The 26864-nt window shown below is 41.9% G+C and carries 24 protein-coding genes and 4 pseudogenes; 25 read left to right on the top strand and 3 right to left on the bottom strand.

What is annotated here, in order from left to right:
• Position 1 precedes the first annotated feature (1 nt).
• The 14 genes and pseudogenes from astE (at position 2) to I1A42_RS07105 (ending at position 13819) form a co-directional block, all read left to right on the top strand.
• Positions 2 to 988, top strand: coding sequence for a succinylglutamate desuccinylase (gene astE / locus I1A42_RS07035; RefSeq protein WP_196123028.1), 987 nt, complete (start codon positions 2 to 4; stop codon positions 986 to 988).
• A gap of 398 nt (positions 989 to 1386) precedes the next feature.
• Positions 1387 to 1914 (top strand): Crp/Fnr family transcriptional regulator, encoded by a 528-nt coding sequence (locus tag I1A42_RS07040; RefSeq protein ID WP_196123029.1) that lies wholly within the window; start codon positions 1387 to 1389, stop codon positions 1912 to 1914.
• Between the two features lie 70 nt (positions 1915 to 1984).
• Positions 1985 to 2584, top strand: coding sequence for a cysteine hydrolase (locus tag I1A42_RS07045; protein ID WP_196123030.1), 600 nt, complete (start codon positions 1985 to 1987; stop codon positions 2582 to 2584).
• Positions 2585 to 2736: 152 nt separating this feature from the next.
• Positions 2737 to 3679: pseudogene (locus I1A42_RS07050) on the top strand (alpha/beta hydrolase).
• A gap of 324 nt (positions 3680 to 4003) precedes the next feature.
• Positions 4004 to 4417, top strand: a complete 414-nt coding sequence (locus I1A42_RS07055) for a GNAT family N-acetyltransferase (protein WP_329604806.1) — start codon at positions 4004 to 4006, stop codon at positions 4415 to 4417.
• Between the two features lie 419 nt (positions 4418 to 4836).
• Positions 4837 to 5392: pseudogene (locus tag I1A42_RS07060) on the top strand (recombinase family protein).
• A 169-nt stretch (positions 5393 to 5561) separates the two neighbouring features.
• Positions 5562 to 6230, top strand: coding sequence for a hypothetical protein (locus tag I1A42_RS07065; protein WP_196123032.1), 669 nt, complete (start codon positions 5562 to 5564; stop codon positions 6228 to 6230).
• 637 nt (positions 6231 to 6867) lie between these two features.
• On the top strand, positions 6868 to 7857 hold the full coding sequence (locus tag I1A42_RS07070) for a hypothetical protein (RefSeq protein WP_196123033.1): 990 nt from the start codon (positions 6868 to 6870) through the stop codon (positions 7855 to 7857).
• 390 nt (positions 7858 to 8247) lie between these two features.
• Positions 8248 to 8397, top strand: coding sequence for a hypothetical protein (locus I1A42_RS07075; RefSeq protein WP_196123034.1), 150 nt, complete (start codon positions 8248 to 8250; stop codon positions 8395 to 8397).
• 65 nt (positions 8398 to 8462) lie between these two features.
• Positions 8463 to 9005 (top strand): RBBP9/YdeN family alpha/beta hydrolase, encoded by a 543-nt coding sequence (locus tag I1A42_RS07080; protein WP_196123035.1) that lies wholly within the window; start codon positions 8463 to 8465, stop codon positions 9003 to 9005.
• 374 nt (positions 9006 to 9379) lie between these two features.
• Positions 9380 to 9871: pseudogene (locus I1A42_RS24665) on the top strand (GlcG/HbpS family heme-binding protein).
• An 80-nt stretch (positions 9872 to 9951) separates the two neighbouring features.
• Positions 9952 to 10149 carry a hypothetical protein gene (locus I1A42_RS07095; RefSeq protein ID WP_161156371.1) on the top strand — a complete coding sequence of 66 codons (198 nt, stop codon included), beginning with the start codon at positions 9952 to 9954 and terminating at the stop codon, positions 10147 to 10149.
• Between the two features lie 145 nt (positions 10150 to 10294).
• Positions 10295 to 12835 carry a glycyl radical diol dehydratase GrpM gene (gene grpM, locus I1A42_RS07100; RefSeq protein ID WP_196123037.1) on the top strand — a complete coding sequence of 847 codons (2541 nt, stop codon included), beginning with the start codon at positions 10295 to 10297 and terminating at the stop codon, positions 12833 to 12835.
• A 66-nt stretch (positions 12836 to 12901) separates the two neighbouring features.
• Positions 12902 to 13819, top strand: coding sequence for a glycyl-radical enzyme activating protein (locus I1A42_RS07105; RefSeq protein ID WP_196123038.1), 918 nt, complete (start codon positions 12902 to 12904; stop codon positions 13817 to 13819).
• Positions 13820 to 13852: 33 nt separating this feature from the next.
• On the opposite strand, the gene I1A42_RS07110 is transcribed toward I1A42_RS07105, so the two are convergent.
• From I1A42_RS07110 to I1A42_RS07120, 3 genes are all read right to left on the bottom strand, one after another.
• Positions 13853 to 14902 (bottom strand): response regulator, encoded by a 1050-nt coding sequence (locus I1A42_RS07110; protein ID WP_196123039.1) that lies wholly within the window; start codon positions 14900 to 14902, stop codon positions 13853 to 13855.
• A gap of 21 nt (positions 14903 to 14923) precedes the next feature.
• Positions 14924 to 16165, bottom strand: a complete 1242-nt coding sequence (locus I1A42_RS07115; protein ID WP_196123040.1) for a sensor histidine kinase — start codon at positions 16163 to 16165, stop codon at positions 14924 to 14926.
• Between the two features lie 397 nt (positions 16166 to 16562).
• A complete protein-coding gene (locus I1A42_RS07120; protein WP_196123041.1) occupies positions 16563 to 17306 on the bottom strand; it encodes a class I SAM-dependent DNA methyltransferase in 744 nt (247 codons plus the stop codon).
• Positions 17307 to 17484: 178 nt separating this feature from the next.
• On the opposite strand from I1A42_RS07120, the gene I1A42_RS07125 reads away from it, so the two are divergent.
• The 11 genes and pseudogenes from I1A42_RS07125 (at position 17485) to I1A42_RS07170 (ending at position 26863) form a co-directional block, all read left to right on the top strand.
• Positions 17485 to 17640 carry a hypothetical protein gene (locus tag I1A42_RS07125; RefSeq protein WP_196123042.1) on the top strand — a complete coding sequence of 52 codons (156 nt, stop codon included), beginning with the start codon at positions 17485 to 17487 and terminating at the stop codon, positions 17638 to 17640.
• Between the two features lie 71 nt (positions 17641 to 17711).
• Positions 17712 to 18503, top strand: a complete 792-nt coding sequence (locus tag I1A42_RS07130; RefSeq protein ID WP_161158488.1) for a helix-turn-helix transcriptional regulator — start codon at positions 17712 to 17714, stop codon at positions 18501 to 18503.
• 98 nt (positions 18504 to 18601) lie between these two features.
• Entirely contained in the window at positions 18602 to 19840 is a 1239-nt protein-coding gene (locus I1A42_RS07135; RefSeq protein WP_196123043.1) for a M20 family metallo-hydrolase, read from the top strand.
• On the top strand, positions 19837 to 20742 hold the full coding sequence (locus I1A42_RS07140; protein ID WP_196123044.1) for a dimethylarginine dimethylaminohydrolase family protein: 906 nt from the start codon (positions 19837 to 19839) through the stop codon (positions 20740 to 20742). Before I1A42_RS07135 ends, I1A42_RS07140 begins: the two co-directional genes overlap by 4 nt.
• Before the next feature lie 42 nt (positions 20743 to 20784).
• Positions 20785 to 21588: an ABC transporter substrate-binding protein gene (locus I1A42_RS07145; protein ID WP_230389351.1), complete on the top strand. Its 804-nt coding sequence runs from the start codon at positions 20785 to 20787 to the stop codon at positions 21586 to 21588.
• 21 nt (positions 21589 to 21609) lie between these two features.
• Positions 21610 to 22260: pseudogene (locus I1A42_RS25425) on the top strand (amino acid ABC transporter permease); the annotation flags it as partial.
• Positions 22261 to 22338: 78 nt separating this feature from the next.
• Positions 22339 to 23148: an amino acid ABC transporter ATP-binding protein gene (locus tag I1A42_RS25430; RefSeq protein ID WP_456243422.1), complete on the top strand. Its 810-nt coding sequence runs from the start codon at positions 22339 to 22341 to the stop codon at positions 23146 to 23148.
• Positions 23149 to 23486: 338 nt separating this feature from the next.
• Positions 23487 to 23891 carry a Rid family hydrolase gene (locus tag I1A42_RS07155; protein WP_202436565.1) on the top strand — a complete coding sequence of 135 codons (405 nt, stop codon included), beginning with the start codon at positions 23487 to 23489 and terminating at the stop codon, positions 23889 to 23891.
• A 45-nt stretch (positions 23892 to 23936) separates the two neighbouring features.
• Positions 23937 to 24242, top strand: coding sequence for a (2Fe-2S)-binding protein (locus I1A42_RS07160; RefSeq protein WP_196123047.1), 306 nt, complete (start codon positions 23937 to 23939; stop codon positions 24240 to 24242).
• A complete protein-coding gene (locus I1A42_RS07165; RefSeq protein ID WP_196123048.1) occupies positions 24235 to 25629 on the top strand; it encodes an FAD-dependent oxidoreductase in 1395 nt (464 codons plus the stop codon). Before I1A42_RS07160 ends, I1A42_RS07165 begins: the two co-directional genes overlap by 8 nt.
• 103 nt (positions 25630 to 25732) lie before the next feature.
• Positions 25733 to 26863 (top strand): NAD(P)/FAD-dependent oxidoreductase, encoded by a 1131-nt coding sequence (locus tag I1A42_RS07170; RefSeq protein ID WP_196123049.1) that lies wholly within the window; start codon positions 25733 to 25735, stop codon positions 26861 to 26863.
• Position 26864 lies beyond the last annotated feature (1 nt).

The raw sequence follows: 26864 nt of genomic DNA on the forward strand, positions 1-26864 counted from the left end.
TATGGAAACATCGTTTTTAGCGCTAACACTAAAGCGTGAAATGCCAAAAAACACGGTGTTTCATGCCCATGGGTTAACCTTTCATTGGCTTAACCATGGTGTCATGGTGATTGAGCCTGCGGGAGTTGATGATTCATTGCCAAGCATTATCTTATCTGCGGGAGTACATGGTAATGAAACGGCTCCGATTGAGTTACTCGATAGCATGGTTGCCGATTTACGGTCGGGAGCGTTAAGTCTGACTAGGCCTCTATTGGTCTTATTGGGGAACCTTGATGCGATGAACCAAGGGGAGCGCTATCTTGATTACGATATGAACCGTTTGTTTTGTCAAAATCATCGCCGTTTCCCAGATGCTCGTGAATCAAAGCGTGCTGCTGAACTGGAAAAAGCGGTGATTCGTTTTGCCAATGATCAGCTAGGGCCGGTTTATCATTTTGATTTGCACACAGCGATTCGCGGATCACATCATATGCGTTTTGGTTTGTTGCCATTTGTGGAACGTGGTGAATACCCAGATGCTTTTGTCGAGCAGTTAAATGCGCTTGCTCTGGATGCGTTGGTGATTAATCATGCTCCTGCGAATACGTTTTCTTTTTTTACTAAAGATCAGCTCAATGTAGAAAGTTGTACGCTCGAACTCGGCAGTGCCAAACCGTTTGGGCACAATAACACAGCTGACTTTACGCATATTGATCAAGCGCTACGCACCATGCTCCAAGGCAAGGCTCCTTTGCAAAGCCAGCATCCCGCTCTGGTGTATCGAGTGGCCCAGCAAATTACCAAACTCAGTGACGAATTCCAGTTTTATGTCGCAGACGATGTGAAAAATTTTACGCCGTATGAGCCTGGATTTGTATTGGCTGAAGATGGTGAAACCCGGTACCAAGTGGGTAAACAAACCGAATATGTGCTGTTTCCTAATCCCAAGGTAAAGGCCGGGCTCCGCGCCGGATTGATGTTAGTACGTGAGCCGAACGAAGGTTAATAATAGTGATAAGAGGGTAGGCTTTCTTTTCTGACTCAGTCCTGCGTGAGAATTTACGCGGATATATCAGATTTCACTAAGTGATTTAAGCCAAAATAAGCGCTGGGAAATGAAGCACATTTTCCAGCGCTTTTCTCTATTCGTCCACATGATAAGAAGAATTGTCTTAGAACACTAAGATATAGAACTAGCGACTAAAGCCCGAAAATTTTTAATGATGTTTGTGCTGGTTTACGATTTGCTTAACAAGGTATTATCGAAAAAGTTAGAATTATTGCTCATGACATTTTTTTAAATTGGATCATGTATTATTTTATCTTAGGTCCAATGTTGTGTTTCTCATCTAAAGGTTAGATATGAGGTATCCCGAATACAGAGCAGTGTTAAGTGACTTAGGAATGTCTTCTGCTCAGCTTGATAACCTAATTTCCTGTTTCCGTCCAAGTTCGTTTGATAAAGATAAAACCATATTGAATATTGGTGATAAATTTGACGAAGTACTGATTCTTAGTCGGGGGGCAGTTCGTTGTTATTATTTAACGCCTGAAGGAGATGAAAGTAATAAATTATTCTTTTTTGAAGACAATATTGTTTTTCCAGTTGCTCCGATAGCACGTAACCAGCCGAGTATGTTTGGGATTGTTACTTGCGAATCGTCATTGATATTGCGTATGTCTTTTACTGAGTTTAAACAATATTTAGTGGCTATGAATATTTGGCAACCGTTTTATTTAACTTACCTTGAATGGTTGGTAGATAGCAAAGTTCAGCGGGAATACCGACTTCTTACTCTGAACAAAAATCAGTTGATCCAAAACACTATAGAAAATGAATCACAGGTAATAAACCGGATTAATGATTATCATATAGCCAGTTATTTGGGGATGAGTCCGGTAACCTATTCGCGCCTGAAACCTCATTCTTAACATTTGATAAGGCATCGCTGTCGACGATCTCTTACTCTCACCCTCAAACCATCGAGTAAGGATCGAAGATATGGATGAATTCAACTTATTTCCGGAAAAAACTGCATTGATATTGATTGAATACCAGAACGAGTGGGTGAGTGAACAAGGGTATTTACGTAATCATGTGGTTGTAGATCAGGAACAGTTTGAAGATGCTATTGAGCATTCAAAAATGATACTTTCTTTAGCGAGAAAAAAAGGATGTTCCATTATTCATGTGACATTACAACCGGATGACCATTATCTTGCTTTTGGTAAAGCTGAGTATGGTATGCGTCATGTCATTCCCAAAAAGAAAACGTGGTTAGGATTTCAAGGAGAAATACATCCAGATTTTGTACCACTTGCTCACGAGCATGTGATCACCGAAAGGGTAGGGGCTAGCGCATTCTCAGGGAGTAATCTGGATATTTATCTACGAAATAATGAGGTAGTTAATGTTGTACTAATAGGTTTTGCTACCCATGTTTGTGTTGAGTCTACACTTCGACAAGCTCACGACTTAGGTTATAACGCTTATGTTATTACTGAAGCTACAGGGGCCTTCACTATTGAACAGAAACAATATTTTAGTCGGAATGTGGTTCAACATTTTGGAAAAGAGATACGAGTTGATGATTTTGCCTGATGATAACTAACAAGGATTAGAAGTTGTAAGGGCGGCCAGTTAATGTAGATATGTCCCTTCCTATTGATCTGATACAAATAACATTCAACTGTACATATATACACTATTGGCGCACAATCATTACAATTAATGAGTATCCATTGGTGGTATAAGTGCATAACGAATTAGAACCGGGAATTAAAGAGTTAGTTGAGGACTTTATAACTAAGGGTAAGCAATGCCCTTCTGCTCTAAATATCACTAGTAGAAGGGCAGGCTACTTATCTAGCACAGTTTTATCCGGTGATAGCCCTAAAATGTTTGAAGAGTTTACAGATAAGCTTAACGGGATCGTTTTAAAAGTTTACAAACCAAATAACACAAAAGGCTTACCCATCACTATTTATTTTCATGGTGGCTGTTTTATTAGTGGAGGATTTAAAACTCACGAACAGCAATTACGACAGATTGCAAGTTCATCGGAACAGTATAGTCATTTGTATTCAATATCGTTTAGCGCCTGAAAATTGTTATCCAGCAGCGCATGATGATGTGTACAACGCAGTGCTTGCAATAAAGGAGTTTGGTAGTAAATATGGTGGCAACACAGACTGTATCCTATTCGTAGGGGATAGCGCTGGTGGTCAGTTAGCGTTAACGACATGTTTACGTTTAAAACTAAATCATAACTGGCTTCCTCAAAAGCAAATTTTAATTTATCCAATGCTAGACCCTTTCGGAAAATCTGTCAGTTACATTGAAAATGGTACTGATTACGTTATTACAGCGAATATGCTGCTTTCGGGTTTCTCGATGTACACGGCTAACTTGGAAAACGATTCGATAAGTGAGAATTCAGAGCTCAACCCTCTTGTTTGCGCAGATTTTAAAGGATTACCACCAACCTACATCATTACCGCGGAATTTGACCCTTTAAGAGATGAAGGAGAGCAGTGTTATAGACAATTACTCAATGCTGGAGTGGAAGCGTATTGTGAACGCTACTTAGGTGTTATCCACGGATTTCATCAATTATCGGGAATCAGCGCCAGTGCTAGACGCTGTCTTCGTAATATTTCCCAAGAGATAAAGCAAACAACAAAATTGTTTAGTTAATAAAGTTTATGTCGGTTATAACTGGAATAACACGTTGCTTTACTGAGTCAGCAAGAACTGAGCTGACTCATATACGCCTCGACATCATCCTGCATTCAATGCCTGATCACTTTCTTAAGTCAGTTCTTGACCTACATATACTAATAACAGATTATGAGCCTAGTTGAGTATTTATAATAGTACAGACATGTTCTGTAATTTATGAGTGGAAGGAATAATAAGGCCTATAAAACAGAATGTTGTTGCTATGACGTCTGTATTTCTGAAGATATTATAAAGGCAATGTCTGCTGAAAAGAGACTGTTAGAAGTGCAAGGAGAGTCCGTGGAATATAAAGTAGTAAATGACTTGCCTTGTGTTAACCAGTTTATGAAATTACGTGAATCGGCGGGGTGGGCTAATCCTAGTGCTGACATAGTGGAAATGAGTTTAGCCAACTCCGTATTTATTACTTCTGTTTTTTCTGGTTCAAAACTCATTGGGGTTGGGCGAATCGTAGGTGATGGAGCCATGTATTTCTATTTGCAGGACGTCGTGATTTCACCTGATTACCAAGGCAAAGGTGTTGGAACATTGGTGATGCATGAATTGGAAAAGTTTATAAGTAATAAAGCGCAACAGGGTTCCACGATCGCTTTGCTCGCTGCGTATGGCAAAGAAAGCTTTTATGAGCAGTTTGGTTACAGTAAAAGAACGGGTGAAGAGCTGGGTTTTGGTATGTGTAAGTTCATCGAATAAACGTTCTAACAATCCACTGCAATTGACGCAGTTAACACTGGCAATTGTGGTTTAAAGTTATTTGTTCGCTTCACTGCCAGCGTTGTGCGCATTAGAGTGGGGCGTTACTGAATTTAAGTCATAAATCGAAATTGTCCATCAACGTGTCAGTAAGGTTTTGGCTGGCACGAAAATGCCCCAAAATCATCCAGAACTCAATTCCAGACTACTTTCTTAAGTCAGTTATTGACCTACTTTTCGTAATGCCAGGTTATGAGTCTAGTTGAGTATTTTCAGCTAGGTAGACATGTTCTGTAACTTGTAACTTTGTGGACACTCTTCACAACTTACCTATCTAGTGTTCAATAAGTCTTTTCTATTTTAACTGAACATATACAGTAGTCTTTACCTATCTTAATGAACACTTTCAGGCATTCACTATGAAAATCGGTTATGCGCGAGTCAGTACCCAGGAACAAACGCTATCTGTTCAATTAGAGCAGCTGTAGAAAATCGGCTGTGAGAAGATTTTCCAAGCACAGGTACGCGGTAAATCCAGCGAAGACCGAGCTGAACTGAATAAGATGTTGGAGTTTGCAAGGGAAGGGGACGTTATCCACGTTACTAAGGTAGACCGTATTGCACGTAACACGATTGATGTGTTAAAGATTGCCGACCAACTCAATGAAAAAGGAGCTGGTTTGGTATTTCATGATCTGGGAGATATGGACATTAACAGCGATGTTGGCCGAGTGGTTTATACTACCATTTCTGCGTTCGCAGAGATGGAACGAAAACGAATCCTACAGCGTTGTAATGAGGGCAGGGTAGCCGATAAAGACCAAGGTAGGCACCTCACGATTTCCTAATAAGACCCTTCATGAACGCATACAGGAGCTTCACGAGAGTGGAATGAACAAGCATGCGATCAGTAAAGAGTTAGGGTGTAGTCGGACTACGGTGTATCGGGTGTTGAATTTAGCGAAATTTTATTAAAAAATATTTTTTAGATGAGTCAGAGTGGTTCAATTCGTATGTTAAAAAAATTCCTGTTATTCTTTCATTAGTTGTTATTAGTGGTTGTTCAACCCACAATGAGGCAAGTTCATCAAAGTTTTTTGTTAAAAAACCAGTAGAAAAAAAAAGATTAAATAGTAATGGGAATTTGTATTCACACACTATTGAAAAAGGTTTATATCGTCTTACTGAATATTTCAATAATGATGGTTCGTTACTTAAGAGATCATCTTATTTCCTAGACCCTGAAAAAGGAATTAATAAAAAAACAGAAAGTGGAAGACAATTAAAATTTAATGGAGATGGTTGGGTTTCTAGTTATTATTTAAAAGGTAGGAGGTATGAATTTAACAATCCAGAAGAATTAGGTTCTTTTTGGGTCAAACCTTCCAGATTAACTTACGGTGGTAGGGCTGTTCCTGCAGTAGCTGCTAATGATAAATATATGGCTATTCTTTATGGTGAAAAAAAAGCACGAACCGATCAATATCGTATTCGTTTTGCTGTTGTAAATCTTGAGGAAAATATATGTGAATTAGAAGGTTATTCTGGTGTTGCTTCTGCTAAGTTTGGTGGTGAAAGTGTAGAACTGAAAAAGAAATGTGAAACTTTTGGTATAACTTCTGCAGAAGTTTATACCCCATCAACTGATAAAGATAATACATTTGCTTTAGTTGGTTTAAGTAATAAAATTCTCCATAAAATTGATGAGTTTTATGTTGAAATTGATGGCGAAAAAATACCATTTAAAATAAAAGGAATTTCTAACTACTTGCATTCTAAAAGAGAGTTCGATACAACTTTATTTACCTATTAGTATTGAATAATTCATTAGTCGATTTTGCATATAATGAATAGGTTCAAATTACGATATTGTCCGTGACGCTCTCGCTTCGCGACAGCTTGATACCGCGCACTATGTTTACAAAAAACGTAAACATAGTGAGTTAACCTTGTGGTGAGAGTCGGGATTAAGCCGGTTGCCGTGACTACGCAAATAATGCTGCTTTGCTAAGCGCTTCGGTCATCACACGCCACTTCTTGCTCTAAACGCTTACTGGGCTAAAACACGCAAAACTTCGTTTCGCAGCCCAGAAAGCAACATCAAAACGGGCAAGGCGGCATGCGCCAGCCTCCAAAGTACAAAACTAGGTGGTGTGACCTGCCTTTGTTTAAATGTAATTGATGGATATCTGATAACTCATTTGTGCCCCATTATCATTTAAAGTAAATACTTCTTCTGAGCGTATTGCCCTACCAAAAGTCATCCAAGTTCGCATGGTAGATACCCTAAGGGATCCTTGCTCTCATCCGTAAAATATCCCTTATAAGACACATCACAAAGTTCAATAGCAAGTATTTCTATATAAGGCTGAATCTTTGATTGAGAAATGGATACAAACATCAATATTGTTTATGATTTAAGTAATTACATTAACTTATTGGTTTTTAATATGAAAACGTCTTTCTTTACTAAAATCGCAGGTATTGCTTTTACCACTAGTGTCATTGCAGGTTGTTCTGCAATTAAACACACTACAAAAGAAACACCTCATTATGATTCGACTGATGTTCACTTTAGTGAGCAATCTAAACTGTTTTTTGCTGCTAATGCGGCTATTAGCGTGCCAAAAGAAGCAAGTTTTGAACAATACAACCCATATATCAAAACCACTGACAACAGTTTATTTAGAACCCTATTTAATTCTAAATTGATGTCTTTCGGTAATTCAGCCTCAAAAATGGTTGGTGGAGGCTTACTGGTAAAAGATATGTTAGCTCTGGACTACGTTCCCAGTTGGAGGGCGAACCAACTGATCATCGCAATTCCATTTAGTGGTGATCTCGAAGGTGATGCCAACCGCTTGCATGAAAAGAAAGTAGCACTAATTAAAGCCGCTTATAAGGCAAACGGAACACCAGTTTCTTACGACCATCCAATCACAGCATCCAGTTTTAGTCAGCTTAGCCCTCACTACCTAGTTCCAACAGGTATCCCATACTGCTCTGATAAAAAGCCAACGGATTTCGACAAAGTGAGTTTTTCAGCTTCAGGCGGTTATTACGATGAAGTTTGTGCCACTGCGGTATTGAAAAGTGGAGATGTTTTAGTAGGTAACGATGATATTAAATTGCTGCCACAAGGCGATTTAATGTATTCATCAACATGGTTGCCAGATAACTTTCCAATTGAGTACCTTAAATCAGATAATCCATACACTTATCTTTATGTGGCGCCCGTTGAACTGCATGTTTCTAACGTCTACGAACACTTAAGCGAAAATCAGTTATTGAAAGCCTATGAATCTGGACGTATTTCTCTCAACCCTTATATGAAGGATCTGAAAACCGGGGAAATCATGTATTTTAATGAAAGACTCAAAGCATATCAGGAAAACTCCATTTCACTAGTTGACGATAATCTAGCGGCAAAATCGATGTAAGATTAGTGACTGGTCTTTGAATTTACGCCATGTATATATCATTACTACGAGTTAAAAATATACATGGTGTATTAGAACGATGAGGAAGCAGTTCGTGCCAGATGTTCGAGGTAAATCTGACACTTTTATGTCCAATAGTGATTTAGCGACCTTTGTTGTCACACTATTCTTTGAATAGCCACGCTCTACAGTAAAAGAAAACTTTCAAACTTTATGACCTTCGACAACAATGTCGGTTGCAAAGCGAAACGGTAAGGTTAATCTAAAGATATCGGTACTAATAATTCTTACTTACTTGTTTTATTAATTATTTTTATCATTTTAGTCACTAATAATAACAACAGAATATAATGCCATAATTGTGGTGTCAGATGCATACAGGGATTCATCATGAGACAAAAAACAGGGAATGGTAAGTATTATGCTTACGGTCTTGCAATCGGGACATTAATTGGATGGGCGATGGGGAACATGGCCTTAGGGCTCATTATCGGTACTGCATCTGGGTTAAGCCTCGATCTTGTAGCGACTTCTCGATAACCCATTGAAATACCAATGACCCGTCCAAATATGGATGGGTATATTCACCAATTAGAAGAAAAATTATGTCAGTTACAGTGATTATTTCGCCTGGATATGGCGATTCGAGCCCCGATCATTGGCAAACATGGTTAAATGAAACCTTGCCAAATAGCGTTAAAGTAGAGCAAATCAATTGGTTATCACCACAGCGTGATGAGTGGATAGACGGCGTGCAGCGCACCGTTGAAAGTGTTGAAGGGCCAATTATTTTGGTTGGTCACAGCTGTGGTTCGGTTGCCGTTACTCAGTGGGCACAACGTTATGCAGACTCGCGTGTGCTTGGCGCCATTTTGGTGGCTCCTGCTGATGTGGATGATGACTATGCCATGGAAGAGATTAAAGTACAGCGACCATTAATGCTGGCCAAATTGCCATTTCCAACGGTTGTGGTGTGCAGCGATAACGATATCCATGTTAGCGTGGAACGCGCCCACTATTTTGCTGAATGCTGGGGCAGCAAAGCGGTACACGTGCTTAATCAAGCAGGCCACATTAATGCCGACAATGGTTACGGTTCTTGGCCGCAAATGCTCGAATGGATAGAGGAATTAGCAAAAGCTTGGTGATAAGCGTTTTAGCATCACCGTTAGAGTGCGAATGAGATAGCAAAAACACCCCGGTCGGCTTGGCTGGGGTGTTTTTTTATGGGGTGATGGCCTCTTGAGCATTTACGTAATCATATTGGCTTTACTTCACTCTTTTTAATCCATCCAACGTAGGTTCCTGTGAGGTTTTTATTAGGGGATAGCACTATTTTGTCCATGTTATTTGTGAGTGCGCAAAATAGTGCTACAGGTCAACAAGTTCTGACATCTCAATCTCTATGTCGAAGTGATAGCGTAGCTAATAAAGGTATCTCTGTGTTGGCGATAAGGTTGGTGCTGCGGCACAAAAGATAGGTCCGACAGGCGATAATTCATTGAACGAAGGGGTAAAAGTCGTGAACAGCTATGATGAATTGTTCGATGCTCCAGTTGATGGAGAGGCAGTTAAACCATCTAACGAGCAAACAAAAATTTCACTGCATGACGCTATGTTATTAGGCGAATTTGCGAAACAAAAAGCGTTAGAGATGAACTTGCCTGTTGTGTTTTGTTTGATGGATGCAAGTGGCAATCAACGTTATTTCTTTAGTATGGAAAATGCGCTTTTGGTCAGTAGTTCGGTTGCGGTTAAAAAAGCGTGGACAGCAGTTGCTCTGAAAATGACGACTCAGCAACTGGCGCAAGAAATTTAACCCGGTAAGAGCCTGTATACCTTACAAAATGATCCCAGTTTATGCTGTTTTGGAGGCGGAATTCCTTTATGGAAAGGGAATGTGTTGCTCGGAGCTTTGGGGGTTAGTGGTGGCAGTGTCGAACAAGATATGACCGTCGCGCATTATGCCGTTACACAGTTTAGCCAACGTTATTACTCGCTACTACCGCAATAAAGGTGCTGGTGATATCCCGTTAAATGGGTTTAACGAGTATCACCTGAAGTCTCACGTTAACGACAAATAGGAAACACAGCATGAATGATGCAGAAATTGCCGAGGCAGTGGATCAAATACTCAGTCGTTACACTCCGCCAAAGACGACCATCAAGGCAACCACTCAGCTTGAGCGCTGCCAGGCAAATAAGCCGTTAGACCTAAAAACGATTGTGTCTCAAGCATTGGCTGAAACGTTAAAAGCGGCATCAACACCTAATGATGAGCCTAGAAAGTAAGGGGTTGCATCGTTAAGTAAAGGCCAAATCACCGGTAATTCATTGATAGAAACAAGGATCATAGCCATCACCATCGCTGCGACAGAATTCATTCACTAGATGTGTTGTGACTCACACATCTATTCACAATTTTTGGAGTAATGCTATGTTAGAGAAAGGTTTTTCTAATCCAACCGATCGCATTGTAAGACTAAAAAATACCATTCTTCGTGCGAAACCTTATGTTGAATCCGAACGTGCAGTGATTGCGACTCAAGCCTATCGTGAAAATGAACAGCGACCCGCCGTTATGCGTCGCGCCAAAGTGGTGGAAAAAATCTTTAATGAACTGCCCGTCACCATTCGTCCTGATGAATTGATCGTTGGTGCAGTGACCATCAATCCTCGTTCCACAGAAATCTGTCCAGAATTTTCATTTGATTGGGTGGAAAAAGAATTTGATACGATGGCTGATCGTATTGCTGACCCATTCATTATCGAAAAGAAGACAGCGCAAGAATTGCATGAAGCGTTCAAATATTGGCCGGGTAAAACCACCAGTGAATTGGCCGCCTCTTATATGTCTCCGGAAACACATGATGCGATGAACAATGGCGTATTTACTGTGGGAAACTACTTTTTCGGCGGCGTCGGACACGTTTGTGTCGATTACGGTAAGATTCTTAAAATCGGCTTTCAGGGTGTGATTGATGAAGTGACTCAAGCTCTGGAAAACTTAGATCGCACCAAACCCGATTACATCAAAAAACAGCAGTTCTATCAGGCGGTCATCATTAGTTATCAAGCGGCAATTGTGTTTGCACATCGGTATGCTGATGAGGCTGAACGTCTCGCACAAATCGAATCAAATCCACATCGTAAAACCGAACTCGAACAGATTGCTCAGAACTGCCGTCGCGTTCCAGAAAATGGGGCCATCACTTTTTGGGAAGCTTGCCAAGCTTTCTGGTTTGTGCAAAGCATGTTGCAAATTGAATCCAGTGGTCACTCTATCTCTCCTGGGCGTTTTGACCAATACATGTATCCTTATTTGAAAGCGGATACTTCGATTGATCCGACCTTTGCACAAGAACTAGTTGATTGCTGCTGGATCAAATTGAATGATATCAATAAAACACGTGATGAAGTGTCTGCTCAGGCCTTCGCAGGTTACGCAGTATTTCAAAATTTGATTGTTGGTGGTCAGACTGAAGATGGGTTAGATGCAACAAACCCATTGACTTACATGTGTATGGAAGCAACGGCACACGTTCGTCTGCCACAACCTTCTTTCTCCATTCGTGTATGGCAAGGCACCCCTGATGAATTCCTATTTCGCGCATGTGAATTGGTGCGATTAGGCTTGGGTGTACCAGCCATGTACAACGATGAAGTGATTATCCCAGCGCTACAAAACCGTGGTGTATCTTTATGCGATGCTCGTGATTACTGCATCATCGGCTGTGTTGAACCTCAAGCGCCACATCGTACGGAAGGATGGCATGATGCGGCGTTTTTTAACGTAGCGAAAGTATTGGAAATTACGCTAAACGGTGGTTGTGTGGGTGATAAGCAGTTAGGCCCTGTGACCAGTAAAATGACGGAATATACCAATATTGAGGATTTCTTTACGGCGTTTAAAACGCAAATGGCGTACTTTGTCCATAAATTAGTTGAAGCATGTAATAGCGTCGATATTGCACATGGTGAACGTTGTCCATTGCCGTTTCTCTCTGCCATGGTTGATGACTGTATTGGTCGTGGTAAATCTTTGCAAGAAGGTGGTGCTATTTACAATTTCACCGGGCCACAAGCTTTTGGAATTGCAGATAGTGGTGACTCTGTTTATGCCATGCAAAAACAGGTATTTGAAGAGCAAAAATTAACTATTTCAGAGCTTAAAGATGCGTTAGATGCCAATTTTGATTATCAAGGCCAACCTGAAGTAATCAGCAGAATGTCTCTTGGTGAAGAAGAGATTAACGCTCTGGTCACTCGGATTATGGATCAAAATGGACAATTATCGCCTGCAGCCGTGAAAGAAGAAGTATATCGCCAATTATCGGAAGCTCAGTCTTCTTCTACCGTCCAAGGCCGGATGTCACGTAACGAAGAAATTCGGCATATTTTGGAAAATACCCCATGCTTTGGGAATGATATCGATGCGGTCGATTATGTGGCTCGTCGATGTGCCTTGGTTTACTGTCAGGAAGTCGAAAAATACACCAACCCTCGTGGCGGTCAGTTCCAAGCAGGTATTTATCCAGTATCTGCTAACGTCTTGTTTGGTAAAGATGTCGCTGCATTGCCTGATGGACGTTTAGCAAAACAACCATTGGCTGATGGGGTGTCTCCTCGACAAGGTAAAGACATATTAGGTCCGACAGCTGCCGCCAATTCGGTCGCTAAATTAGACCACTTCATTGCGTCTAACGGTACGTTGTATAACCAGAAATTCCTGCCATCATCTCTAGCGGGTGAAAATGGGTTGCGTCACTTTAGTGGTTTGGTGCGTAGCTACTTTGATAAAAAGGGCATGCACGTACAATTTAACGTTATTAATCGGGATTTGTTGCTTGATGCACAGCGTAACCCACAAGATCATGAAGATTTAGTGGTACGTGTGGCGGGGTACAGTGCACAGTTTGTGGTGCTAGCAAAAGAAGTTCAAGACGACATCATAAGTCGTACTGAGCAAACATTCTAACCGTAAATCGCATGTTTAGGCCGCTTATAGAGCGGCCTATTTTTCAAGCCAAATAGAGCCTTTGAAATGAGTGAAGTTGATTACGATACGCAAGGTATTCTGTTCAATATCCAAAGATATTCAATCCATGATGGCCCTGGGATCCGCACCATTCCCTTTTTTAAAGGATGCCCGTTATCATGCCGTTGGTGTAGTAATCCCGAGTCACGTAAAGTTAAACCCGAACTGATGTACAACAAAATCCGTTGCGTAAGTTGCGGTAAATGCGAAGAGGTTTGCCCGCAGCAAGCTATATCTACAGATAATCCATATTTTATCGATCGTGACTTATGCGATCAGTGCGGTCTGTGCGCCAAAGCTTGCCTGACCAATGCCCTAGAAATGAAGGGTACACGCATGACGGTTGCTCAAGTGATCGATGAGCTAAAGAAAGAAGAAAACCTATTTCGTCGTGCGGGGGGAGGGATCACGCTTTCTGGCGGTGAGCCACTTACCCAACCAGAATTCGCGCGAGAACTGCTCAAAGCATGTAAAGAAAAGGGATGGCATACTGCCATTGAAACCACCGCGTTTGCGCCAAAAAAAATCATCAAAGAGATCTTCCCGTATATCGATGTTGCCCTGACGGATATAAAGGCGATCAACCCTTATGTTCATCGCGCAAACACTGGCGTCGACAATCGTATTATCTTAGAGAACCTGATTCGTATCTCGCAAATGACGCAATTGGTGGTGCGTGTTCCTGTGATTCCTGATGTGAATGATAATGTGGAAGAAATTTCTGCTATTACCGATTTTGCTAAGCTATTGAGTGGTGTTGATACACTGCATTTATTGCCTTACCACACTTATGGTGAGAATAAATACGCCTTGCTTGGGCTTAAGTATCCGATGGGAGAGACGCCGGTTGTCGCTGAAGAAAAATTAGAGCAGTTGAAAGCCTTAGTGGAGGAGCAAGGGTTTCATTGTTACATAGGCGGCTAAATCGTGATCACTAATATTGCTACGATGAAACGGCTAATGTCGGCGAGGTGCGTGCATTAGGCGATAATCTGAGGGGGCTATGCCTTGTTCCTTTTTGAAAATACGACAAAAATAGTTGGCATCTTGCCATGCTAATTCCAAGGCGATCGCGTTGATTTTTAAATCGCTAAATTGCAATAATCCACAGGCGATGTGAAGTTTACGTTGTGCTACATAATTCGATAGGCCAATCTGCTGCTTTTTTTTGAAAGCCCGGCTTAAATAGCAAGAACTCACATACGCGTGTGAAGCGATATCATCGAGGGAGAGATCGCTGAGAATGTGCCGTTCGATATGCAGCTTAGCCCGCTGTATAAAATCTTTGTTGCCTACCGTATTACCTGAAACCGCAAAAATATCATGGCTCAATTTCAGCAGTGAGAGAGTTAAATGAGAATAGAGTGCTTGGGTTAAACCGTGCCGTTCAACCTCGTGTATAAGCTCATCCAATATAGAGCAAACAGATGCGTATTGATGACCTAGGGATTTGAGATACGTATTGAGTATCTCCAGTAACTCCGTCACATTTCGGCGCGCCTCGGTACCTGCTAACGTTTGTTCATAGGCGTGATTGATATGTTGGAGGAGAAAATTGTGCCACTGAGTACAGTCGTCATTTTGTAGTAGGCTGAGTACCTCGGTTTTTAGGGCACTTGACGCGGATGTTGTCTGTTCATCAATGCCAAGAGTTCGTTTAATTGTGTCGGTTAACGTCGTTTTTTTAACAGGTTTTAACAGGTAATCTTCAACTCGAAGCGTAATCATACTGTGTAGAATATCAAAATCATCATTCGCTGTGGTAACCACGACTTTGGTCTCTGTATTTTTCGCTTTAAGATATTCAATCACTTCTTTGCCATTCGGTAGAGGAATGTTGATATCGATAAACATCATATCGATGTGTTTTAGTTCATCGATCAGCTCTATGGCTCTTTTACCTGTAGATGCTTCGTGCAATACGGCATTATCGACGCATTGCGCAATAATACGATGCAGCGATTCGAGTTCGATAGGTTCATCTTCCACAATAACAATATTGTACATAATGTCCCTCTTGATTAGGTGTTATACATTGTGCTGCTGCAAGAAGGGGAAGCGCAGTGTAATGGTGGTCCCCATCATCGGCTTATAAGGACTGGTTAATTCGAGTTTATAATTTTCGCCAAACAACAGTTTCATTCGGTTCATAATATTGTGAATGCCAATTCCTCCTTTTTGTTGGCTTCGCTCTCCTGATAAGATGGTTTTTATATTCTCAGGAGATATTCCGTCACCATTATCTTTTAATTCAATAATTACGTTGTTGCCGTCATCGGTGGCAGTGATCGTTAATTCACTGACCATTTCTCTCGGCTCTACGACATAATTAAAGAAGTTTTCAACTAGCGGTTGTAACACCAAGAAAGGACAAACGACGTTTAAATATTGGTCGGGAATATTGATAGAATAAGTAAAGCGATTGCCCATTCTTACGCTCTGAATTGACATATAACTTTTTACATAATTAATTTCTTGAGCAAGCGTAATCAAACCCTGATTATTTTTTCTCAATAAATAGCGCATCATATCTGAGAAGTCATACACCATAGCTTCTGTTCGCTTCGCCTCTTCTAAGAAGGCTAAACGCCCGATGGTATTTAAAACATTGAATAAAAAATGTGGATTAATTTGATAGGAGAGTGCTTTGAACTCCGCTTCATGGAGTGAACGCTCAATCTCCATGCGTTTACGTAATTCATTAGTCAGTTCGATTTCTTTTGCCCTGAGTTCTCGCTGAATATTCATACTATGGGCTTGCTCAACAAGGTAAGAAGCGACATTAAATAACGTATAAGCGGTAGATTCGAAACGTTCATAGGAAATACGCTGTGCTTTGTTATGTAACGAAAGCAGCTCTGGTGTTTTGGTTAAATCTTTGTTGTGATTGAGAATATAAGGAATCGGCTCCTTTGGTTCTTCATCTACGTGAACTTGTCCGGAGATAAATGCCCCTAGGTAACACCCATGAATCATAATGGGTACCGCGCATTCAACAAACCCGCAATAGCAGCGATAAACAACGGGTTTACCTGTTTTCATCGCTAATCTGCCACCGGCTTCATCACTTTGATAGCACAGCTGTTTTTGTTCCGGATTTTTACGTACATGAGTACAATATTCGCAAAAGCCACTTGGTTTAGTGACAGGGACGCCAAACTCATCGACGACCACTAAAGCAATGGTCATTGATTTACTAAAGTTATCTTGAAGGGTCTGTAGCCGATCAACATTAAGATATTCGTGTAACTTATATTGACTGTGGGTCATGAGAGCCTTCAGTATGAATTCATGGTTTATTAAAAGACTTTTGCACTATAACTAAGTCACTTTATTCAGACATTGAGAGCGTTCACACTAAAAAGAACATTATTCGGCGACATGCGCTATTGATTATTAAATTATTATATTTATTTGAATAAATTAATAAATATAAATTCCCACATAACCATATAGTCGTTTCCAAATAGTAAATTATTGTTAGCTAATGTAGATTTATTGTTAGCGCTAACCTGACATATATTGGCTATTGAGCAATGTTTGTGAATAGAAAGAAACAGCCGATTGAGGTATAGGATTATTACGATGAGTGAGCGTTACAACGAGATAGATAATATCTCGTTGTAATCGTTAGAGCGGGTAGTTGTACTCGTTGATCTGGAAAACGTTAAATCTTCACACAAGTGAAAATCGCGTTGCCAGATTTTTCACTTAACGGCAAAATCTTTTCGTAATCGTGCTCGAATTGATACACCTCGAAATAAGGTGCGAGCAGTGCTGCCATTTCGTCAAAACTCACGGCCACCATCGGATGCTCATCATGCCAAATGTGTTTTTCTTCCGCTGAGCTTTTTTCGATGCTCAGAAGTAGTGACTGTCTCTCGCCTTCACCTTTGTAGTGCCAACCCGATTGAAACGTGAATAGATGCTCATCTTGCTCTGCAGTATGTTTTACCGATAACTTATTATCGATTTTGGTTTTATCTACCACGTTAAAGCAAAACACCCCATTCGGTTTTAACGCTTTATGGACGTTCGCAATACATTCTTTGAGTTTCTCAATACCATCGTTGTAGTGAATGGAATAAAGAAAACAGGTAATTAAGTCTAACGGCTCTTCGACACTGAATTCACTCATATTTTGTTGAGTAAATATCGCCTCGGGACAACGTGTTGCAGCAATATCCAGCATCGGTTGGTTAAGGTCTAAGCCTTGGCTTGTAAAACCAAAATCGATGAAGTGACGTACGTGTGGACCTGTACCACAGGCCAGATCAAGGTGGGTATTTCCGTCATTACCAAACATTTGGTGCATTCTACGAATACAATGGCTTTGTGCTTGATAATCGATATCGACACACATGAGATCGTAGTAACCAGAGAGATCGGTATATAGTGCATTGGCGGACATAATGGCTTGGTCTTCTAGCTCATAAATTTGGGCTGGGCATAGTATACGAAGAATGCAATTTTGCGAAGTAATTCCTATCAGTTATAACGAAATTTTATTTAATTCCTAAACGAAATAAAAGAGTGTCATAAATTTTATCTAACAGGATGAATGAGTTAGCGTAATATTGAGCGAGTCAATGTGGGAGAAGAACCAAAGCAACATTGTGACAGTACGTATCATCAATGCCGTTGTGATCCTAATTGGTGATAACAAGGGTAAGGAAATTGTCGCGTTTGGTTTCTCTTTTCGTTATGTGAGTACTTGCAACGAGTACGTGTTTTATTCAGGCTAGGGATATGCTCATATCATTCTTGCCTTAACATTAAGGCTTTTATTTTCTGTATATGTGAAGTCCAAATTCTAATGGTTTATGAAATAAAAAATAACGATAACAGTTTGATTCATGGTATTGCGGACCTGATTTTAGAAATTGGTCATGATGCCTTTTTTGAAAAATTAACCTACTTACTAAGAACGGCGGCAAGCTTTGATGATTATGTCATGTTGCTTTATCACCCAACCAAGACACCAACGGTGTTGAGCTCTTCTTTTGCTACTGATGAATTAAAAGCGTGGGATAATTATTTAAAAGGTGCTTATCTGTTAAGCCCTTTCTATGATTTTTGTGCCAATCAAGGTAAAGAAGGGCTAGTCACGTTGGATGAAATTGCGCCTGATGATTTTTATCACAGTGCTTATTACAACGAGTATTTCCATTTCTCAAAGCTTATCGATGAAACCAGTTTTGCTGTACAGGGAAAAGATAATTCCACCTATCTACTTTCCTTGGGAAGAACAAAATCATTGGCTAAATTTAATCGTCGGGTGCTGGATAAATTGCGCGCGCTTTATCCGATTTTGAAATCGACGATCAAAATGCATGATGAACGAATGGCATTGCCGGAGAGGTCGTCTAACCAGAATGTAAAAGACTATGTCATCAATTTTGGTAGTGAAGTTTTAACGCCTCGCGAAAAAGACGTTATGAATTTACTAATTAGAGGTTTCTCAAGTAAAGAGGCAGCTCGTAGGTTGGGGATATCGTTTGAAACAGAGCGCGTTCATCGAAAAAACATATACAGTAAGTTAGAGATTGGCTCGCAAAAGGAGCTGCTAGCAAAGATATTCGATAATATTATGGGGGCGTCAACTTAACTCTCTTTGTTGGGTAAAGTCTATACCTCAAGTGGGTAATAGCGATTTATTTGTCTGGCCGTATGCTAGTACTAAATGATTAGCAACGGCCTAACTAGATGAATAGTCTTAGAATAAATCTCGATAGATTAGAATCCTTTCTCACACAAATGGCCACTATTGGCGCAACGTCAAAAGGTGGATGTAACCGTCAAGCCCTTACAGATTTAGATCGGCGTGGCAGAGATCTTTTTATTACATGGTGTAAGAAGATTGGTGGGCACGCTCGATTAGATGAACTTGGTAATCTTTTTGTCCGCTTTGCTGGTAAGGATAATGGATTAGATCCCATCTTTTTAGGTTCACATTTAGATACTCAGCCAACTGGTGGCAAATACGATGGTGTGTATGGTGTACTTGCTGCGTTGGAAGTGATGTATACCCTCAAGGAAAACGGAATAATATTAGCGCATCCGATTGATCTTGCAGTTTGGTGTAATGAGGAAGGGGCGCGCTTTTCACCAGCGATGGCTGGATCTGGCGTTTTTTCTGGACAGCTTGAAAAACAAGCCATTTATCATGCCAAAGATTTACAAGGGGTTTCCTATTACGATGCGTTGGTGAGTAGCCAACAATTAGGGGAGCTTCCCTGTGTAGCATTTCCTTTCTTTGCTTCTCTTGAACTTCATATCGAGCAAGGACCGATTTTGGAGTCAACCAATACGTCAATAGGAATTGTTACTGGAGTACAAGGGATGAACTGGTATGAGATTACCTTAGAAGGGAAATCCGTACATGCTGGTCCAACACCGATGCACATGCGCCAAGATCCGGTACTCGGTTTTGCTAAGCTGACGCAGGATATCTATTCTCGCGTTACTGATTATGGCGACCAAGCACGCGTGACTATCGGTACTATTCAAACCGAACCTAGTTCACCAAATACAGTGCCTGAGAACGTGACCTTTACTTTAGATTTACGTCACCCAGATCAAACGACGTTGCAATCCATGTCTGATGAAATCTTATCACTATGTAAAACTTTTCAAGCAGATTTAACGACTTACGTTCGCACGTTGTGGTTATCTCCCGCGGTTCAATTTTCCCCGCAGTGTATCGATGCTATTCAAAGTGCAACCGAACAGTTGGAGATTGATGCTCAGCCGATAGTTTCTGGAGCTGGTCACGACTCCGTGTATCTTTCTAAAGTTGGTCCGACAGGGATGATATTTATCCCTTGTAAGGACGGACTCTCTCATAACGAAGAAGAACATGCGTATCCGCAATGGATTCAAGATGGTGCCAATGTGTTACTCCATAGCCTTCTTCATCTCACCACACGAGGTAGTCAATTATGACCACATTATTTAGTCATCGAAATAGTGATGGCAATACATCCCAGTTGGAACATTGGGGTATCAGGTCTGAAACCGGCACACTAAAAGACGTGTTAGTCGGCCCCATTGATTTTTATGAATGGCGCTCTGGCAATTCAACATCACGTCGCCACTTAGGAGATGGTGTTCAGTACGATATTGATGTTGCAAAAGCCCAGTACAACGAGATGCTGGATGTGTACCAACAAGCAGACGTGCAAGTTCATTATTTGAAAGCAAATCAGCATCAACCCTACAACGTTTTTGCTCGTGATTCATCGATAATGACCCCATGGGGACCGATCATTACTCAGATGTTTAGCCCATGGCGGCGCAGTGAATGGTTAACAGTGACGGAATTTTATCTTGCGCAAAATATTCCCATCTATGATGTCGTCACTGCTGGGTCGTTTGAAGGTGGTGACTTTATGTTAATTGAACCCGGTGTTGCACTTTGTGGGTATTCCGGAGAACGAACCAGTCCCGCTGGTATCGCGCAAGTTAAAGGTTGGTTTGAGAAAGAGGGATGGGAATTTAAAGATGTAAAATTTGATCCGCACTTTCTTCATTTAGATGTGCAGTGCGTGATGGTCGCAGAGCGTCTTGCGGCTGTGTGTACTGCCGTCGTGCCAGATCATTTGCTGCAATGGCTGAAAGCAAAACATATCGACATCATTGATATTCCTTATAAAGAAGCGATGGAGTTGGGCTGCAACATTGTGTCACTGGGTGATGAACGCGTACTTATCCCCGCAGAAAGTTACACGTTGAAGGAGCAATGTCGTGCTCGTGGACTAACAGTTTTTGATCCTGATATTTCTATGATCACCAAAGGTGGTGGTGGTGTGCACTGCATGTGTCAGGCGCTTAAACGTATCGACTAATCGATATTTCTTAACAATATTGGAGAAGTAAAGCATATGGATATGACTTTTAAAACATTACAGAAACGCTCATTACAACTTATGGGGTTAAGTGTTGCTGCTATGAGTGTTCATTCACTGGCCGCACCATTAGTGAACTCAGATAACTTATCGGTCGGCATTGAAGTTGCCTATCCACCTTTTGAATCGTACCAAGGGGACAAAGTGGTTGGGTTCGATCCTGAACTAGCAACGCTGCTTGCTAATAAAATGGATATCAAACCGCATTATTTAGACACCAAGTTCACGAGTTTGATTTTGGGATTACAGAGTAATAAATTCGATGTCGTTATTTCGGGCATGTACATCCTGCCTGACCGGTTAAAAAAAGCAGATGCGATACCCTATGCGAAAACAGGCGCGCTTATTTTAACGTTAAAAGATGCTAAATACTCGCCAAAAACTGAAAAAGGTCTGTGCGGATTGCATGTTGGACTGCAACAAGGCACCACTTGGGTTCAGTCGTTGACTAAATTATCTGACAGTTATTGTGTAGCAAATGGTAAAAAGCCTATTTCGATCAGCGAGTTTCCAACTGCTCCGGAAGTTTCTCAAGCGTTAATGTCACGCAATATTGATGTTCAAGTAGAGATTGCAGGTGCTGCACATATGTTTGCGGAACGGTCTCGAGGTCGTTTAGTGATAAGTTCGCCTGACCTTATCTACCCTCAGACAATGGGAATGTACCTTAAGAAAGGCAATACCGAGTTAAAACATAAGCTTGAAGTTGCAATGGCAGAAATTAAAGCTGATGGGTCATACCAATCGCTCATTAAAAAATACGATTTAAGTCCGATTGAAAATTAATTTAAGCAGTTAGGTATTGTTATGAGTTTAGACTGGGAATATTTTGTCTCGTTATTCTTTTTGCCAGCGTTGTGGAAAGCGTGTGTAACGGTGATTACCATTAGTACGCTATCTTGGTTCATCGGACTTGTGTTGGGCTTTTTGGTAGCCTCTGCAAAAATGTCTGAGTCTCGGTGGCTATCTGTTCCTGCTAAGGGCTACATTTGGTTTTTCCGCAGTGTTCCTCTGCTGGTTGTTTTGGTCTTTGTCTACAATTTGCCGCAGTTATTTCCAGTAACACAGCCAGTGTTAGGTGTGCCGTATTTGGCGGGTTTGTTCAGTTTGGTCATTACTGAAGCAGCTTATATGGCTGAAATTCACCGCAGTGGTTTAATGTCGGTATCTAAAGGTCAACGCGAAGCAGGTAAAGCGCTCAATATTGGTGCTTTAGGCATTCAGAGATTGATTGTGATTCCGCAGGCTATTCGCATATCAATGCCTTCTTTGATTAATGAATATATCACTATCATTAAGCTGAGTTCGTTAGTTTCCGCCATTTCGTTGCCCGAGTTGTTACAGACCGGGCAACGACTGTATTCGCAAAACTTCATGGTATTAGAAACCCTCTTGGCCGTTGCAGTTTACTACGTGGCCATAGTGACGGTATTTGGTGCCGTTTTGCAGTGGATAGAAAGAAAACTTGATGTCACCAGAATTGAGGCTCAAACACTTGACGATCAACTATGTGCAGAGCTTAGGGAAAAAGCGGTCATGCCCATTACGGATAAACCAGAACTTCAAGGTTTTGGGCGACCGCCAGCGTTGCAGCTTAAATGTTTGCAAAAAGCGTATGGCAATCATGAAGTGCTTAAAGATATTAGTTTAAATATTGCAGCAGGTGAGGTGGTTAGCATTATTGGCCCATCTGGTTCGGGTAAAACCACTTTAATCAGAACGTTAAATACACTGGAATCTTTAGATAAAGGTGAAGTTATCTTATTCGGCGAGGGGTTTATCGAAGGGCAGGAAAAACGTTCTAAAAAAGATGCTCAGCAGAAAATTAAGCGCATAGGCATGGTATTTCAAAGCTTTAATCTCTTTCCGCATAAAACGATTTTGGAAAATATAATGCTGGCGCCTAAATACCACAACGAGAGTGATGAGAATTTAAATGTCAGCCGCGCGGTGTATTTATTAGATCGAGTGGGATTACTTGCCCACGCTTATAAATATCCACATCAACTATCAGGAGGCCAACAGCAGAGGGTGGCGATTGCTCGCACGTTAGCGCTTTCTCCCGATATTATTTTGTTTGATGAGCCCACATCAGCGCTGGATCCTGAAATGGTCGGCGAGGTGTTAAAAGTCATCCAAGATTTAGCTAAAGAAGGTATGACGCTCATTATAGTGACCCATGAAATGGATTTTGCACTTTCGGTTTCTGATCGGGTGGTGATGATGGAAAATGGTGTGGTCCAAGTTGATTTACCGCCATCTTCAATTCGCACTGCCCGCAGCCCATCGCATTCACTCATTCGAATGCGCGAATTTATGGGCATCACCAAACTTGGTGTTATCTAGTTAACGTAGTGAGTCGCAGCAATGATGGCCACACGTCATATACTATGACATATGGCCTCATTGCTTGCTTGGTATTTTTTCAAGCTAAATCAGCATTGTGTTCGTTACACTTTTGTCGTCCTTTCCGTTAAACACTTCTCGCGCAGTAATGTTCTCAAACATATCTTAACGCATGGGTAAGATGCTCTGTGATGAGCTTCTATGTCGCAAAAATACAATACAGGGCAGTATCTCCCACCTAGTATCGATTTAAACAATTGCGTGTTTGACATGAGTGCGCTGATGCTTTGCGTGTTGAACGACTCTCATGGATGAGCTGTACACAGATAAGGAAAGATATGATGCAACGTATTAACTATTCATCCGGTGCGCCGTTAGAAGAAATTGCCGGTTATTCTCGTATGGTGAAAGTGGGGAATCAAATTCACATTGGCGGTACGACCGCTGTTTTGCCTGACGGAACCGTGGCAGGTTCTAGTGCATTTGAACAAGCGCAATTTATCTTCGAAAAGTTCATCGGGCTATTGGCACGAGCAGAAGCTGAAGCGAAAGATGTCTACAAAATAAAAGCTTACATTACTGATATGGCTTTCGGTAAAGAGGTTGCTGAAGCCTACAGTGCTGTTTTCAAAGATGTTCGCCCTCTGTTTACTATGGTGGAAACTCCAAAACTCAATCGTCCGACACAGCTAGTTGAAATAGAGCTTGAAGCGATGCTTGGCTGCGAAGTGTGTAGCGAGTAAATCGTAAAGAAGCGAGCAATCTTCTGTAGTGATTAGGAGTTGAGTATGCTGAAAAGAATTCATGAAAAACGCCCTGGGACAGAATTCGTCACCATTACCTTTGAAGGCGAGGCTGTGCAAGTTCCTGCGGGTGAAACCGTTTTGGCCTCGGTCATGGCTGCTGGAATGGGGTATAACCGAACGTCTCCAATCAGTGGCGCTCATCGCGCAGGTTACTGCCAAATGGGTGTTTGCTTTGAATGCCTGATGGAGATTAATGGCATTCCCAATCAGCAAGCATGTAACACCATTGTTCACGAAGGTATGGTGGTGAATCGCCAGATTGGGAAAAAGGTGGCATCTAATGGATAAAATCTATGATCTCATTGTGATTGGTGCTGGCCCTAGTGGCCTTGCCGCCGCAGTGACCGCTTCTAACTTAGGTCTCGATACATTAGTCATCGATGAACAGCCAGAGCCGGGTGGGCAAATCTATCGTTCTATGGAGCGCAGCCGTCCAGAAAATATCGATACATTAGGTAAAGACTACTTTGCTGGAAAACCGCTGGTGGAGATGTTTCGGGCATCGACGGTCACTTATATGCCAAGTACGACCGTGCTTAATATTGCCAACCAATTTGAGCTTGATGTGCTTTGTAAGGGCGTCACCTATCGAGTGCGTGGAAAAAGAATGATCGTGAGCATTGGGGCTGCTGAACGCCCTGTGCCAATGAAAAACTGGACCTTGCCCGGCGTGATGGGCGCGGCGGCTGCCGATATTTTATTTAAATCGGCGGACATGGTTCCCGATGGTCCGGTTGTAATAGCAGGAAGCGGTCCGCTGCTGCTTCTTGCTGCTTGTCATTTGGTTGATAACGGCGTGCACATTGCTGCCATGGTTGAAACCGCAAGTTTTAAAGACTACCTCAAGGCGGCGCCTTTTCTTCCTCAAGCATGGCCGCGGGCAAATTACCTGCTTAAAGGGCTGCAGATGCGACTTAAACTCAAACGAGCTGACGTTCCTCTTTATATTGGCTGCCGTGAACTTGAGGTGCTAGGTGAGGAGCGAGCGGAAGGATTTCGCTTCAGTTACCGCGGCAAAACCAAGGAGATCGCAGCACAATCGGTACTTCTTCATGAAGGTGTTGTCCCTAATTTGCGCTTGAGCCAAGCCCTTAATTGCGAGCATGAATGGTATGAACCTCAGCGTTACTGGAAACCTAAGCTCGATGAGTGGGGACAAACCAGTGTCGACGGCGTATCGATTGCTGGTGATGCGTCGGGTATTGGTGGCGGACCTATTGCAGCATCAACGGGTCATCTCGCAGCCATTGATACCGCTTATAAACTTGGCAAAATTACAGACCAAGAACGAGACAGCTTAGCCTCGGAGCATCGTAAACAGCTTAAACGGGATCGCTCTATTCGTCCTTTTCTCGATCATGTTTTTCCTCCGAATCGCCAAACCCTGAATCCAGAGGATGATGACGTCTTAGTCTGCCGTTGTGAAGAAATTACCGCCGGACAAATTCGTGAAGCGATTGCGCAAGGTGCGCGTCATCCGGCTCAAATCAAGGGCAAAACTCGTTCTGGTATGGGCCCGTGTCAGGGGCGGATGTGCTCTGCCACACTTACTGAGATGATTGCGGCAAATTGTAATATCGATATCAAAGAAGTGGGAACATTGCACGTTCGCACGCCAATCAAACCTTTAAGTATCGAACAATACGCGACGATGACATTCAGCGAAAAAAGTTGATTGGCTTTAGGCGTTGATTATACGAAATAATCAAGGACGAAATTGCATTAGGAAGTGACGGGAACGGTGTATTGCTCCCGACGCATTGCAGAAGAGATAGACAATGAAAAAGAACGCAGATGTCATCATTATTGGTGCAGGTATCATAGGGTGTGCGACGGCTTATTATTTAGCGAAAAAAGGTCGGTCGGTCATTGTATTAGAGCAGGGTAAAGTCATTGGTTATGGTGGCTCGGGCCGTAATGGCGGCGGCGTTCGTCAGTCGGGGCGCGATAAACGAGAATTGCCACTGGCTATGTACGGCGTAAAACATCTGTGGCCGTCGCTTTCTGATGAGCTTGGTACCAATGTGGAATACTATCAGCAAGGAAACCTGAGATTAGGCAAAACGGATGATCATATCGATATCTTAAAAGGCTTGACTGCAACAGCGGTAGGGCAAGGATTGGATGTGAACATGATCAGTGGCGCTGACGTTCGCGAGATTTGTCCACACCTTTCTGATGAAGTGATTGGCGCCAGTTGGTGTCCATCAGATGGGCATGCAAACCCACTTAAAACTACGCTTGCTTTTCATAATGCCGCTCGTCAACGTGGCGTACAGTTTGTGACTGAACAACGGGTATTAAAACTGGGTATGGTGGGTGGTAAGGTGCGTAAAGTCGTGACTCAAAATGGAGTATTTGAAGCGGACAATATTGTCGTGGCAGCAGGCTTAGCAAGCCGGCCAATTATTCAGAGTGTGGGAATTGATGTGCCTATTTCTGCTATAGCACTCGACACATTAATTACAGATGCACAACCTCCAATGTTCTACCAAATGCTCGGTACAGCAATGGCCGATTTTTACGGCCACCAAACCACGCACGGTTCGTTTATCTTTGGTGGTGGCTCACCACTGGATTCTAGTTTAGTGAGCAGCACTTCTGATCACACACCGATTGAAGCGACTGCTGCGACGTGTCGCGGCATCATCGGCTACCTTCCTGCCTTAAAGCACGCCAAAGTGGTGCGCAGTTGGGTAGGGATTATTGATTGGTCTAAAGACAAAGTGCCTGTTATCAGTAAAGTGAATGATTTACCGGGCTTGATTCTTGGTTGTGGATTCTCTGGTCACGGTTTTGGAATTTCGCCTGCTGTTGGCACAGTATTAGCTGAGCTCGCCAACGATGAAACGCCGTCGATCGATATTAGTGATCTTGGGTATGAACGTTTTGCTGAATTAGCGGTTTAGT

The organism is Vibrio nitrifigilis (assembly GCF_015686695.1).
GTDB classification, from domain to species: domain Bacteria; phylum Pseudomonadota; class Gammaproteobacteria; order Enterobacterales; family Vibrionaceae; genus Vibrio; species Vibrio nitrifigilis.